Below are 13183 nucleotides of genomic sequence, written 5' to 3' on the forward strand. Positions count from 1 at the left end.
AACTTAAAAGGCAGGCGTCAACCGTGTACCCCTCTTTGACCACAGAAAACACCCCCTCCGTGGACGCTTTCCGCAACATTTACCCCGATGTAGATCCAGCAGTCGGCCTACCGCTCACGGTAGGCGAACGCATCGCCATCGCCGTGGCCGTAGCCACTCTCGTATTCGGCGGAGCAACCGGGAACCTCATCGTTGGGGCCGCTGGGCTCGCATTTGTCCTTTTCTGCGCCGTGGCTCAAACGCACAAACCGCAGCGCCGCATCCGCGCGGAAGCACGCGGGCGCTTCCCCAACCTCAATTGGTATGAAAACACCACCGTGGCATCCGGCTACGTCATCCCCTCCCTGTGGTTGTTGATCATCGCGGGCACGCTGGCGGCGTGGTGGTTCACGCCGGTCAAGTACTTACTTCACGTAGGTGTACTCAGTGCACTCGTTGCGGCACTCATCATTTGGTTTATGCCGGGACTGAACCCTATATGGACAGCTCGTCGAGCAGCTCGTCAAAAGCCGGACCAACCTGCGTCCGCCACAGCGTATCCACACGATTATCCCCACGCCCCGGACCACCGTTAATCACGGATACCCGCTTACCCGCTTTCTTGGCGTCGAGCACAAAACGGAAACCGCTCATCACGGCCAGCGAGGAGCCCACCACCAGCAGGGAGCGCGATCCAGCCAGAATCTCATAGGCCGCATCCTTCTTCGCGGCCGGAACCGGTTCCCCAAAGTAGACCACGTCCGGCTTGAGGAGCAGTGAGCCGCACACAACGCAGGGCGGCATCACAAACTCATCGACGGCCTCCTGCGAAAGCGCCACGTCACCGTCCGGGTTGACCTGGTCCTCGCTGACCCCCCAGCGCGCTAAGAAGCCCGGGTTGAGGGTCTCCGCGCGGACGTCGAAAAGCTCGCGCTCTTCCACGTTCCCGCAGTTCAGGCAAACCACGTGCTTCATGTCACCGTGCAAGGCAACGACATTTTTCTGCCCCGCCTCCTTGTGGAGGCCATCGACGTTCTGCGTGACAAGCCCACTGAGCAGCCCGGCGCGCTCGAGCTCCACCAAGGCGTAGTGCGTGCGATTCGGGCGCGCAGTATCCATCACGCGCCAGCCCACAAAGGCACGCGCCCAGTAGCGGTGCGAGGCCGCGGGATCGTGCCGAAACTCCTGGTAAGTCATGGGTCGATGCCTGCTCAACGAACCTTTCGGGCCGCGATAATCCGGCACGCCCGACTCCGTGGACACCCCCGCCCCCGTGAGCACCATGACGCCACCTGCACGCAGTTGCTTGGCGACGTCGCTAAGCGCAAGCCCTGGCTGCGTCGGTTCCGCGGTCTCCGTGACGACGCGCTCAATAGAACGCAACGCGGACTTGTGGGCTAATTCAACGGCGGGATCCATGCCTCCAATTTAGGACAACTCGGGCCAAGCTAGGGAAGGGTCTCCACGTAGAGCCAATCCGAATCCAACTCTCCGTGGCGCGAACACTTCGTACTCCAACCGTCCGGGCGGACCTGCGCCACCATGCGCCGCCCGCAGATCTGGCAAAAACGCGGCACGTCCAAGCCGGCTGCCGCCGCTGGATGCAGGTGCGCGTCTTTAAACGGCTCGCCGGTATTCGGATGGAAGATTGGCTCCTCCCCTGCCAATACGGCAGCAGCCAACTCATCCATTACAGAGCCTTGATCGGCAGATCGATGCGGCCCAGCATGTCGACGTCCTTTTCAATCTGACGGCCAAGCGTGGTCAGGTAGTTGCCCGCAATGATCGCGTTGATGCCGCCGAGCAGACCCTTCTCCGTACCGTCGTCGCCAAGCGAAAGCTCGCGGCCGCCTGCAAAGCGCAAGGTCACAGACGGCATCGCCAAGCGGAAAGCGGCAACGGCGCGCAGCGCTTCACCCAGCGGAACCAACGGGTAATCCGCGAATGGGGTGCCGGGGCGCGGATCGAGGAAGTTCATCGGAACCTCGCATGGGTTTAGCTGCGCGAGCTGGTACGCGAACTCGGCGCGATCCTCCAAGGACTCACCCATGCCGATGATGCCGCCGGAGCATACTTCCATGCCCACCGCGCGCACGTTCTCCAGGGTCTCCTTGCGTTCATCCCAGGTATGCGTAGTCACCACGTTGGGGAAGAAGGAACGAGAGGTCTCCAGGTTGTGGTTATAGCGCTGGGCACCCATGTCCTTCAGGCGCTGCGCCTGTTCGCGGGTCAGCGTGCCAAGGGAACAAGAAATCTCGATATCGACTTCATCCAAAATCGCCGGGATTGCCTCCGCGACCTGGGAAAGCAAGTTCTCATCCGGCGACTTTACAGCGGCAACGATGCAAAACTCCGTCGCACCAGTCTTGGCGGTCTTCTTGGCGGCCTCCACCAACTCCGGAATGTTCAGGCGGGCCGCACGCACCGGGGACTCAAAAAGACCGGACTGCGAGCAGAAATGACAATCCTCCGGGCAACCGCCGGTCTTAATCGAGATGATTCCCTCCACGGAAACATCCGGGCCACACCACTTCAGGCGAGTCTGGTGCGCAATGTCTGCGATTTCCTCGAGCTGCTCATCCGGAACCTGCAGCACTTCCAGCAATTCTTCTTGGCTAAGACCAATTCCCTGGCCTAGGGCTTTATCACGGGCGATATCGATAATGCTCATGGAGAGCAGCGTACTTGAACGTCGTTCAATTTTTGTTAAAAGAACCGAAATTTCACCCGGCGACTACCCTTAAACGCATGACGCTTTACGACGACACCCTGGAACTACTGCAAGAACTCATCCGCAATGCCTGCGTCAATGACCTCACGCCGGACTCCGGCAACGAGGTGCGCAACGCCGACACCTTGGAGAAGTTCTTCGCGGGCACCGACGTCTCCATCGCGCGTTATGAATCCCACCCCTCGCGCGTAAGCATCGTTGTCACCGTCCCAGGCGATCCAGAAAAAGAGCCGCTTACCCTCATGGGACACACGGACGTGGTTCCCGTTGACGAGCCGAAGTGGACCAAGCCGCCTTTCGACGCCCTCATTGAAGACGGCAAGCTCTACGGCCGCGGCGCCGTCGACATGCTCTTTATTACCGCCTCCATGGCGGCGGTCACCCGCAAGATTGCTCAGGAGGGCAACCCGGGCGGCACCCTTGCATTCGTAGGCATGGCCGACGAAGAAGCCCGCGGCGGGCTCGGCGTGAAGTTCATGTCGGAGCAGCACCCGGATGCGTTTTCGTGGAAGAACTGCCTGTCCGAGACCGGCGGCAGCCACCTACCCGACGCGGTGGGCTTTAATGTGGGCGAAAAGGGCGCCGGCCAGCGCCGCATCCACGTGCATGGCGACGCCGGCCACGGATCCACGCCCTATGGCAAGGACTTTGCAATTTTGAAGATCGGCGAGGTCGCACGCCGCATCGCCGCTGCTGAACCGCCGGTTGCTTCGAATGAGATCTGGGAGGGATTCGTCAAGACCTTCAAGTTCGATCCAGAAACAGAGGCGGCACTAATTGCAGGTACCGGCGATTACTCGAAGTTCGGCGATCTTGCCGCGTACGCTCACGCCTTTAGCCACACCACCATCGCCGAGACCGTCCTACGTGCTGGCGGCGCAATCAACGTGCTGCCTTCCCACGCCTACCTGGAGATGGATATCCGCCCCTTCCCAGGCCAGACCCAGGATGAGCTCGATGACTTCCTGCGCGAGGCGCTAGGAGATCTTGCAGACGAGGTTGAAATCGAGCACCTGATTACGGAAGACGCCACGCAATCTTCTACCGATACGAAGCTCTGGCACGCGATTGAGGCAACCTCCAAAGAGTTCTTCCCCGATAAAGATGTGGTTCCAGTCCACGCCACGGGTGGTTCCGATCTGCGTTTCGCGCGCCGTATGGGCGGCAACGCTTATGGCTTTGCCATGCATGCCGAAGCCCGCGATATGGCGAGCGCCAACTCCCAGCTACACAGCCACGACGAGCATCTTTATCTCGAGGATTTGGAGCTTACAGTGCGCGCTTATGACTCACTTGTAACGCGGTTCCTCTCTTCCGAAAAGTAGGACACTACCTGGTAAAAGTCGGCGTCGGCAAGCCGTTTCCGGGGCATGTTTTAAAGTGTGATTCGTAAGTTAGTTCGAAACACTTTAACGGTGAGGAACCTCTTGCTATGAAAGTGCCCTACCACTCTCACACCAACCCCGAAGACGAAATAGCCCAAGCCGCCGCACAAATCCGGCATGCAGAGCTGCGCTTCTGGCGCGAGCATCTGCCGGAGTTCGATAACGATATTGAGCTCGCGGTGCAGAGAATGTTTTCTGCCACCGGTGTTAGCCCGGCGCGCATATCCAAAATTTTCATGGCTTTAGATCGTCTCGAATCCATGCCAGAACTACATGCTCTCCAAGAGCGCTATCTCCACCTAGATTTAGATCGGCTTATCGCCATCAACGAGTCCTTAGACAAGCTTGGGGGAGCCGCTTGCCGGCGCCCTTGCCCGCATCGACGCAGGCATCACCAAGTACCTCACGCCAAAGCGTGCGAACCAAGTCCCGCCCACGCAAGCAAATATCAAGCGCAAACTCAATGAGCTCATTAGCGCCGAAGATGACACGATTGCCCTGCAAGATACGCGCCGCCGTGGTCGATACAGCACCGACCCATTCTCCGTAACGCTGGAAGCAGATCCAGAAACCATCGCGAGCGTCGACCAGGCGGTACGCGCCTTCGCCGAGGCCGAGCAGATTCCACTCGCCCAGGCCATGACGCGCCTCATCCTCGGCGAGGCCCAACCAAAGGTTATCCTGCACACCTACCAAGCAACTGACATCCCCGGCGCGCCAACCTTCATCCAAGGCCACGGTTGGTCCCGTACTCCCGTTTCCCCTTCGGAGGTCCACGAGGTCGACCCATACGCCGAGAGCAAGAACTACATCACTCCGGCGAACATTCGAAAATACGTCGAAGGCCGCGACGGAACCTGCCGCTACCCGGGCTGCAACCATCCGGCCTATAAATGCCAAACGGACCATCGCGTCAATTTCGCCGACGGTGGCCCAACAACCCCCGCAAACCTTGCTTGCTTGTGCCAACACCACCACAACATCAAGACGGATGGCACAGCCTTCTACATCATGGACCCATACACCGGGGATATCTTCTGGCTCTTCGAAGATGGGACGTGGAAAGCCACCGAGCCCACCGGCCCCATCGCGGAGAAGAACTGGACGCAGACTTTCGCGCAGGCCATCGCAAGTAGGCGCCGCCGTGCCCACGAGCAGGCCGCTGCTTTAAAGGAGGAGATAAAGAGCTAGTCACAACCATGCCTCGCACACTGCTCATTAATTCCACCCTCGCCGCCATCATCGGAACCACCATCATGGTGTTTCTGCACGAGTGCGCGCATTTCCTCACCACCTTGGCGTTGGGACATTCCGCCAGCCTCTCTGCGTTCGCGGTGACCCATAGCGAAGATATCCCAACGCACACCGCTTTGATTGCGGCCGCCGGGCCTATCTTTAGCCTGCTCAGCGGTATCATCTGCTCGCTGCTACAACCAAGACGCCTGGTGTGGATCTGGTTCAGCTTTGCTTCCATCATGGAAGGCGTGTGTTATTTCGTCATCACGCCCGCTGGCGCTGGTGACACAGCAACGGTTGTGGATGCACTCGGTTGGCCCGCATGGGTGCAATTAGTCATGTGCGCGGTGGGTGTGGCAGGCATGTTCGCCACCGCTTGGCACTTTGCGCCGTACATCAAGCGCTTTGCCGGCGATGATCGCAAAGCCCAGTGGGCAATGGCATTCTGGCCGTGGCTCATTGGCGCCGCAGCGATGTATCGCTGAGTATCGGCGAAAAATCCTCGTCGGCATTTCCGACTTCGGCGTGCTCACCTTCGCCCCGATGGGTTTCATCTTCCGCGGCCGGTGGAGCGAGGTTGAACAAGAACCGCTGCGAACCCGCTAGTCGGTGAACCTGGCGAGAGCGAATTCGTGGCGCACGCGCTTGTCGACGGCGCCGTCGTCAGCGTCAGCTCGCACGATGAGCAAGCACTCCGCCAGCTCATGGAAAAGCAAGTAAATAAGGTGGCAAACCGCTAAGACAACGGCGGGAATTCATCCAAGGAAAAAACGGATTCCACCGACACTCCAAAATACTGCGCAATACGCAAAGCAAGATGCAACGACGGTGCAGACTCGCCGCGCTCTAGGTACCCAATCGTCTGATAGTGAATGCCTAGGGCCTCGGCGAGTTCACGCCGGCTGATTCGCCGGTCAGTACGCATCACAGCGATGCGGTTGTGAACTATGTCTTCAGTCATTTCTAAATTCCGATTTGGGCCCGAGTCTTGGATTGGATATTGGCGAGGGAGCCAAAAGTCTCCTTGCGGAAGCTATAGCGTAGCAAGGCAATAACAACTATAAATCCAACGATGATCCAAGTAAGAAGAACCCCCACAGCTAGCACAGGGGTGAATTCTCCGCCGTACTCCCACTGCGCAGGATTATCCGAGATCCACCGCGATAGGTGTCCGGACCAGTAGAAGGGCAGGATGAGCTGCGGAATCTGTATCCAGCGAGGAACGTCAGCCAAGGAGATAAAGCTGCCGCTGGTAGAAAACAGCGCTATGACGATGGCATAACCGACAAGCTGTGAATATGTCCCACGCATGAACGCACCGAGCACCAGCCCCAAAGGTGCTGCGGCTAGATTCGAGAGCAAAGCGATGCCCAGCATGGGAACAATACGACCCCATGAAATTTCTAGGTTCGGCAAGATAAAAAGTGCGGCAAAGAGCAGTACTGCCTGCATGATGAATACGACGCTTACACAAGAGATTGTCTTGCCGATTGCCCACACCCACGAGCCATTAGGCAACATTCGCGCGCGCACTAAGGCGCCGCCTAATCTGTCGCTATAGAACTCGGCAGCAATCTGCATTATCACGAACGTCGAAAAGCTGCCGACCAAACCAGCGAGAATTACCGACGAAGTCGAAGTTTGCTCAATCATCTCCTGCGAGCTTTGGCGAACCATCACCACGATAAACAGAACGGGCGCGAACACCATGAACGCTCCGACGCCTACAAGCTGCGGCCGAATGTCACTTGCCGCCTGGCGGAGGGCTGCTTTGAAGATTTTCATTACTGTTCCCCATTCTTTTTCACGATGGAAAGGTAGGCATCCTCTAGCGTCGGACGCGTCACGGTTAATTCAGAGATGGAACTAAGAGGAAGGCTCTGCAGAAATTTCTCTGGCGTTTCCGTGGCATGAACGTTGCGCACCCCATCTGCAACCCACGAGACCTCCGCAGTTCCCAAATGTGCTGAGCGCAGCTGCATAGGGCTGCCGTTTGCTAGGACTTTTCCCTCACCCAAGATGATGATTCTGCTGGCGAGCTTTTCAGCTTCTGCAAGGTCATGGGTGGTCATAAGGACCGTGGTGGAACGATCCACGTGGTCCATAATCACGTCGTGCATTTGTGTCTTCGAGACCGGATCGAGCCCCGTCGTCGGCTCATCTAGGAGTAACAACTCAGGCCCACCGATGAGCGCTGCCGCAAAATCTAGGCGACGCCGCTCGCCACCGGACAGGCTCGAAATCTTCTGATTTTCCTTATCCCCTAAAGACACCAACTCAAGCGCCTGCTCAACCCCCATTGCTGCCGGTGAGTGGGTTTCATGGATGCCCGCAACCCATGCCAACTGGTCTTTAACGCGCCACTTGGGGTGGTCGGACCAATTCTGCTGAACCAAACCCACACGAGACCAGAACCCGGCCTTTACCCTGCGAGGGTCCTGCCCGAAAACACGAACCCTGCCGGCAGTTGGAGTCAACGTGCCCACAATGTTTTCCAGCAGCGTGGTCTTTCCCACACCGTTTGGGCCAAGCAAGCACACCACCTCGCCGGGGTCAACATGCAAGTCCACTCCGCCCAGAACTTTCTTCGCACCATAGGAGAAAGCCAGGCCGTCGATTTCAATTACTCGAGTCATTACACTCCCTTCGGTTCAATCCTCACTAAAGAAGATAGCACATGTACTACATATTGGAAGGGGGTTACTTCATGTCCTGATAAGCTCGTCTCCATGCCAACACAAGAAATTCACGTAAGCGCTGTCATTTTCCACAACTCAGAAGGCCATGTCCTTTGCGTGCGAAAGAAAAACACCACCGCGTTTCAGTTTCCGGGTGGTAAACCAGACCCCGACGAAACGCCCCTCCAAGCTGCAGTGCGCGAGGTAGGAGAGGAAATTGGCGTCACGCTTGATGGTGCCCTACTTAGCCCACGCGGCACCTTCCGCGCAGCCGCCGCCAACGAGGAAAATCATGAGGTCATTGCAGATGTCTTCAGCTATCCATCCCCTGTCATCCCAAACATTGCAGCGGAGATTGCCGAGTACGCATGGGTAGATTTGGCCGAACCTCACGTTGAACTCGCACCGCTTCTGAAAACCCCTGCACTACGCGAGAAGCATTGTTAGATTGCGGTCATGAGCAGCACAGAGCGATATGTTGAAGATGCTGTCCTTGGCCGAGTAAACCTTCCACTTACTGCACTTTCATGGCACAATGGCCTGCATGAGCAAAGTACGTAAGTCCGCACTGTTGACTGCAGCCACCGCAATCACCGTTTCCCTTGCCACCCCAGCCGCCTCCGCCGACATGGTGGATGACTACCTCGCGAAGGTTCCTGCGGGCCAGATCTCCTGCGATCAGGCAAGCCGCTATTACACCAACGCTTCCGACTACAACTCCAAGAAGTCCCAGGCGCTCGCCGCTGCTAATTTCCACCCGCGTGGTGGCGAAATCCGCGATGCCATCGCGCGCGCGGATGAGGCGATCGCGCGTTGTGGTCTAAATGGTGGCGCTCCGGCTCCAAAACCAGCACCTGCCCCAAAACCAGCACCTGCCCCAGCAAACGTAATTTCGGTTGGTGTGGTTCCGGGTCAGCCTACGGTTGATGTGCCGGTTGGCCCGCAGGTCTTCCGCATTCCGGACATCAACAAGATCATCCAGGATCTCTTCTCCCAGGCACAGTCCCAGGTTTCGCAGCTTTCTTCCTTCTAGAAGGGCAGAAAGTACTCGTCCGCGTGCAGGCGAACCACTCGCGGCAGGTAGCGCACTTGTTTGCCACGACGTCGACAAGCGAGTGCCCCATGAATCATTAGCGGGTAAGACCCCACATAACCTGATCGAGCGCGCAAGAATCGTGCGGCAGATCTGGATGCGCTGCTGGGGCCTCACAGACGTCGCCCAAGCTGACGTTTTCAACGTCGGCGCCTGGTACCGCAGTAAGCTTCGAGGTTTCGTTCGGCGTGACGGTGGTATCCGCCGGGCTATAGATCGAGGTGTACTTAACCCCCGGCGCGGTATCGGGCAGTTTGTTCATTTTCTCAATAAAATCCGAGCCCTGCAGCTGCTGAATGCCGGCCGTAGTGCCCAAGAAGGCAGCCAGCTTCGGCATAACCTTGGCAATATCACTCAACGCAGGTCCCATACCGTTCAGCGTAGTGCCGTGATAGTCGCCACCGATTGCGACAACACGGGAGACCTCCTCTGGGGAACCGTAGAGCTGCGTGAAAGTCTTGGTGTGCAGCCCGCCCTGGGAATGGCCCACGAGGTTGACCTTGTCAGAGCCAGTAGCGGACCGAACATACTCGATTTGCTCTGCAATCTCGCGAGCAGAAGCATCAAGATCCCCAATCGCCTTCATGGCCGGGATAGCATTCTGCAACGTGACATCGTCCGCGCCGTAGTCGAATGCCCACACGCACATGTTTTGCTCCTGCAGCCGCGGAATCAGATCCGTCCAGGCCGAGGAATTATCGCTGGTGCCATGAATGAGAACCACTGGCTCAACATCAGAAACGCAGCTCGGATCGTTGATGCCATAGCTCTCTGGCACTGAGGTCTCAAAAGTGGCAGCTTGAGCAGGTGCGATGGACACGGTAGCGGCTAGAAAAGAAGCCGTGAGGAAGGTGGTAATTCGACGCATGCCCCACAGAATAGACCCTGCTCACGGATTTTATTCAAGATAGGGTAGCCGGGTGTGTACGTTCGGACAATACTCAAAGTGTCAGAAACTCGAGGCACCACCAGCGCCGGAGAACCCCGAGCTAAAGTTGCTGCTCACGTTGGGTGAAGAAGCTACGGAAGCGCTGTTCCATGAGCTGATCGCCATAAAGGGTACGAATCCGTGATAACCCACTCCCGGATAGAAGGAAGACTCGTCAATACGCGGGCGCGCCGCCAATTCATCCGCTTCGTTTTCCTTTTGTAACTGCGTTTGGATCTGCCCAAAGAGCGTGGCTGCGCGCTCCACTAGCTCGAGGTAACGATCCATAAATTCAGGCGCGGCCGCATCGATCTCCTCGGAAACGGCAATCAGCCGGGATGCTTCTTCCGCGACCCCGCCCGTGGATTCCGTGCGCGCCTCAATCAGGTCCTTGCGTAGCTCATAGAGTTCCTTGCGGCGCGCGTTAATGTCAGCATGCTCGACGGCATACAGACGGTCGATGTTGTGTTCTGCGGTATCTACGCGGTCACAGATGGATTTCGCTTCCTCGATTCCACTCGCCGCTTGTTCGAATTTCTCGTCGGAGGACTGCTCGTTCAGGCTGGCAAAAGCGCTAACTTTATCGTCGAGATTGAGGAACTCGTCGCGCAATTGCTCCCATTCCTCGCGCATCCGGGCGTCGACAAGCGCTGATTGCAAAGAGTGGGCACGCACGTCGATGGCATTCAAGCGTTGAGCGATATCCCCATAAGCCCGTGAAACGTATTTCCAATCCTCACGGGCGGTCGCAATACGCTGCGCTTTCCGACGCCGCGTAGCGCCCACCGCAGCCACGATCCCTCCGGCAGCCGCACCTGCGCCGAAACCACCAAAGCCAATACCGAGACCGCGGTTAGCCTTAGCATCGGAATAAAGCTCCTCACTGACCTTGTCTGCATCGGCAGCATAGTCAGCGCCAGCGAAAAGACCTGCCGGGATATTTCCTGCCTTCACGCCCAGTTTGATCTCTTCGATTGCGTCTTCCAAATGACCATCTTCTAGTTCCAGGGACAGGTCCTTCCCCACATCGTTGCCCGCGAAGATGAAAGCTTGACGTGGATCGAGGCCCACGCCAACGAAGAGCTGGCCATCGGTGAAATGGTCATCGCCAATGAGGTCTGGGTGATTATCGCGTAGATACTCTTCGACGGAATCTTCTACCTCGTCTTTGTTCTTTTTGAAGACAAGGTAGTTCAGCTGCTTGACCGGAGCCGCGAAGTGGATTCGCTCAACGTCACGACGCATGCGTGCTTCGTCATCGGGGTTTAAGACATCTTCGGGATCCATGATCTCGACCTTGACGTCTGCGGACCGCTCGACGGAATAATCTGCTTGCTCCGGAGATTCCACAAACGTGGCAGCGCCGAAAGCAGTGCCGCCGCCAACCAAAAGCGCTGCTGCTGCAGATGCCGCCAGAATCTTTTTCATTCCAATCTCCATTCTCGCTTGGTGCGCAGCCATGCCAGGACTGCCTTGACGCGGCGGTTTTCGTCTTCGGGGCTGAACCCGAGCTTCATGAAAACATTCGCCACGTGCTTGCTTACTGCACCGGCAGTGAGCACGAGCTTGCCTTCGATCTCGCGATTGCTGGCGCCTTGTGCCATCAAGGCTAGTACCTCGCGTTCTCGGGGCGTGAGCTTATCGACGCCCATCTTCCGGGAGGAGAGCAAAGTGCTCACGACTTCCGGATCTACCACGGTGCCACCTGCAGAGACCGTATCCAGTGCATGGATGAACTCATCCACATCGGCGATTCTTTCCTTGAGAAGATAGCCGAATCCGCCGTGTTCGATGAGTCCGTCCAGGTAGCTGGCGGCGACGTATTGGCTCAACACCACGACGGGCTGCTCAGGCGTACGTTTGCGAATCTCATTGACTGCTCGCAGGCCGTCGTCCTGCAAAAGCGGCGGCATCCTGACGTCGGTGACAATGATGTCGAATCCTTCCGCCGCAGCACGCAATTGATCAGCATCTTCGACCGTGGTGACCTCATGGTCCAAGGAACGCAGGAGTTGTTCGATTGCCGCACGCAGCAGGGCGGAGTCTTCAGCAAGCAAAATTTTCATGGCAGTCTCATCCTTAACCGTGCGCCCTGATCAGTGTCTTCTAGTTTCACGCTTCCGCCCAGGGCTATGGCGCGCTCTTCCAGGCCGGCGATGCCGGTTCCCTCGCCCGCGGTTAACCCATGTCCGTTATCGGTGATGGAAATTTTTATCCCTTCTCGGTAATCCAGCTTCACAGTCGCTGCGGTGGCCTCACCGTGCTTTACGGCGTTGGTTAGCCCCTCTGCCACGCAGTGATAGGCCAACAAGGCGCTGGTTTCATCAAGGGAGCGTTCTACGCCCTTGCATTCGAGGGTGATCTCCAGCCCGGAATGGACGAGGAGTTCTTCGAGAGCCGCAATCAGGCCATTATCGAAGAGGACCTGCGGTGCGATGCCGCGGACCGTGTCGCGCAAGGCGGAGAGAGCAAGGCTGGCGTTGTGGTCGGCGGCGTCGAGAGCCGCGGTGTCTCCCCTTTTCGCCGCGGCTAGGTTGAGCTTGAGCGCGGTGAGGTACTGCTGCGGGCCGTCGTGTAGCTCTCGTTCGATGCGGCGGCGCTCGCCGGAGAAGGCGTCGATAAGCGTGGCTCGCGCATCGCTCTCCAACGCCAGGCGAGTGGTGCTCACGGAAAGAAAGGTCAAAAACTTCGCGCCGAAGATAAGGACCAGCAAGCACAGGCAGCCAAACGTCCAGCTCACCACGATAGCCAGGGCTCGATTTTCAATGACGAGGCTACCGATGTTGAACCTATCCGTGAAGAAAGGAGCGATGAAGAATACCACCGTCATAGACCCCACGAACAGCCACAACGCCATGCTCAAAATCGAGAGCAAAAGCTGAATCAGAAGGTGATAAAATTGCTGCCAATCAAACCAGCGATGTGGGGTGCGGTAGCGAATCTTCACGCCCAACCACCGTGCGCCGCCGCGGGTAATGACGGCCATGAGGGACGCAACGAGCGGAATCCATGGCAGCATGACAACGGAAACCACAACAGCGGGAATACACAGCAGCGCTAGCACTAGATTCCACGCCACGGATTTGAAAGTTGCCATAGAGTACAACCCTAATCCGCACTTCGGACACACGCAGTGGAGCTAGCTCCCCTAAA

General features: G+C 57.6%; 16 protein-coding genes. 6 read left to right on the plus strand and 10 right to left on the minus strand.

Translation table 11 applies throughout. From position 1 onward, the window contains the following. The first annotated feature begins 59 nt into the window (after positions 1-59). Positions 60-575, plus strand: a complete 516-nt coding sequence (locus WM42_RS13215) for a hypothetical protein (RefSeq protein WP_145915041.1) — start codon at positions 60-62, stop codon at positions 573-575. Here WM42_RS13215 and WM42_RS06265 read toward each other — a convergent pair. The 3 genes from WM42_RS06265 to bioB are packed head-to-tail and all read right to left on the minus strand — an operon-like array spanning position 475 to position 2650. Next, positions 475-1398 (minus strand): Sir2 family NAD-dependent protein deacetylase, encoded by a 924-nt coding sequence (locus WM42_RS06265; protein ID WP_062036340.1) that lies wholly within the window; start codon positions 1396-1398, stop codon positions 475-477. The genes WM42_RS13215 and WM42_RS06265 overlap by 101 nt on opposite strands. 29 nt (positions 1399-1427) lie before the next feature. Continuing rightward, entirely contained in the window at positions 1428-1670 is a 243-nt protein-coding gene (bsaP, locus tag WM42_RS06270; RefSeq protein WP_061919918.1) for a biotin synthase auxiliary protein BsaP, read from the minus strand. Then, complete coding sequence (gene bioB / locus WM42_RS06275; protein ID WP_062036342.1) at positions 1670-2650, minus strand: biotin synthase BioB; 981 nt, start codon at positions 2648-2650, stop codon at positions 1670-1672. Before bioB ends, bsaP begins: the two co-directional genes overlap by 1 nt. Before the next feature lie 77 nt (positions 2651-2727). On the opposite strand from bioB, the gene WM42_RS06280 reads away from it, so the two are divergent. The 3 genes from WM42_RS06280 (at position 2728) to WM42_RS06290 (ending at position 5816) form a co-directional block, all read left to right on the plus strand. Next, positions 2728-4035 carry a M20/M25/M40 family metallo-hydrolase gene (locus tag WM42_RS06280; RefSeq protein ID WP_062036344.1) on the plus strand — a complete coding sequence of 436 codons (1308 nt, stop codon included), beginning with the start codon at positions 2728-2730 and terminating at the stop codon, positions 4033-4035. 405 nt (positions 4036-4440) lie between these two features. Continuing rightward, positions 4441-5286 (plus strand): HNH endonuclease signature motif containing protein, encoded by an 846-nt coding sequence (locus WM42_RS06285; RefSeq protein ID WP_235591334.1) that lies wholly within the window; start codon positions 4441-4443, stop codon positions 5284-5286. Positions 5287-5294: 8 nt separating this feature from the next. Beyond that, positions 5295-5816, plus strand: a complete 522-nt coding sequence (locus WM42_RS06290; protein WP_062036346.1) for a hypothetical protein — start codon at positions 5295-5297, stop codon at positions 5814-5816. 251 nt (positions 5817-6067) lie between these two features. Here WM42_RS06290 and WM42_RS06295 read toward each other — a convergent pair whose 3' ends face one another. Genes WM42_RS06295 through WM42_RS06305 form a run of 3 tightly spaced genes read right to left on the minus strand, consistent with a single transcriptional unit; the run spans position 6068 to position 7967 of the window. Next, positions 6068-6292 carry a helix-turn-helix transcriptional regulator gene (locus WM42_RS06295; protein ID WP_049062476.1) on the minus strand — a complete coding sequence of 75 codons (225 nt, stop codon included), beginning with the start codon at positions 6290-6292 and terminating at the stop codon, positions 6068-6070. Positions 6293-6294: 2 nt separating this feature from the next. Then, positions 6295-7116 (minus strand): ABC transporter permease, encoded by an 822-nt coding sequence (locus WM42_RS06300; RefSeq protein WP_062036348.1) that lies wholly within the window; start codon positions 7114-7116, stop codon positions 6295-6297. Continuing rightward, positions 7116-7967, minus strand: coding sequence for an ABC transporter ATP-binding protein (locus WM42_RS06305; protein ID WP_062036350.1), 852 nt, complete (start codon positions 7965-7967; stop codon positions 7116-7118). Before WM42_RS06305 ends, WM42_RS06300 begins: the two co-directional genes overlap by 1 nt. A gap of 93 nt (positions 7968-8060) precedes the next feature. On the opposite strand from WM42_RS06305, the gene WM42_RS06310 reads away from it, so the two are divergent. Both WM42_RS06310 and WM42_RS06315 read left to right on the plus strand, forming a co-directional pair. Further along, positions 8061-8456, plus strand: a complete 396-nt coding sequence (locus tag WM42_RS06310; RefSeq protein WP_049151471.1) for an NUDIX hydrolase — start codon at positions 8061-8063, stop codon at positions 8454-8456. Positions 8457-8544: 88 nt separating this feature from the next. Next, positions 8545-9042 (plus strand): hypothetical protein, encoded by a 498-nt coding sequence (locus tag WM42_RS06315; RefSeq protein ID WP_082787641.1) that lies wholly within the window; start codon positions 8545-8547, stop codon positions 9040-9042. A 97-nt stretch (positions 9043-9139) separates the two neighbouring features. Here WM42_RS06315 and WM42_RS06320 read toward each other — a convergent pair whose 3' ends face one another. The 4 genes from WM42_RS06320 to WM42_RS06335 all read right to left on the minus strand — a co-directional run bounded on the left by WM42_RS06320 (position 9140) and on the right by WM42_RS06335 (position 13127). Then, positions 9140-9970 carry an alpha/beta hydrolase gene (locus WM42_RS06320; RefSeq protein ID WP_049192692.1) on the minus strand — a complete coding sequence of 277 codons (831 nt, stop codon included), beginning with the start codon at positions 9968-9970 and terminating at the stop codon, positions 9140-9142. An 81-nt stretch (positions 9971-10051) separates the two neighbouring features. Further along, positions 10052-11458, minus strand: a complete 1407-nt coding sequence (locus WM42_RS06325; protein WP_062036354.1) for a DUF5129 domain-containing protein — start codon at positions 11456-11458, stop codon at positions 10052-10054. Next, positions 11455-12096: a response regulator transcription factor gene (locus tag WM42_RS06330; RefSeq protein WP_005530578.1), complete on the minus strand. Its 642-nt coding sequence runs from the start codon at positions 12094-12096 to the stop codon at positions 11455-11457. The genes WM42_RS06325 and WM42_RS06330 overlap by 4 nt, the downstream gene beginning before the upstream one ends. Continuing rightward, positions 12093-13127, minus strand: a complete 1035-nt coding sequence (locus WM42_RS06335; RefSeq protein WP_062036356.1) for a sensor histidine kinase — start codon at positions 13125-13127, stop codon at positions 12093-12095. The genes WM42_RS06330 and WM42_RS06335 overlap by 4 nt, the downstream gene beginning before the upstream one ends. Positions 13128-13183 lie beyond the last annotated feature (56 nt).

It is taken from the genome of Corynebacterium simulans, assembly GCF_001586215.1.
Lineage (GTDB): Bacteria > Actinomycetota > Actinomycetes > Mycobacteriales > Mycobacteriaceae > Corynebacterium > Corynebacterium simulans.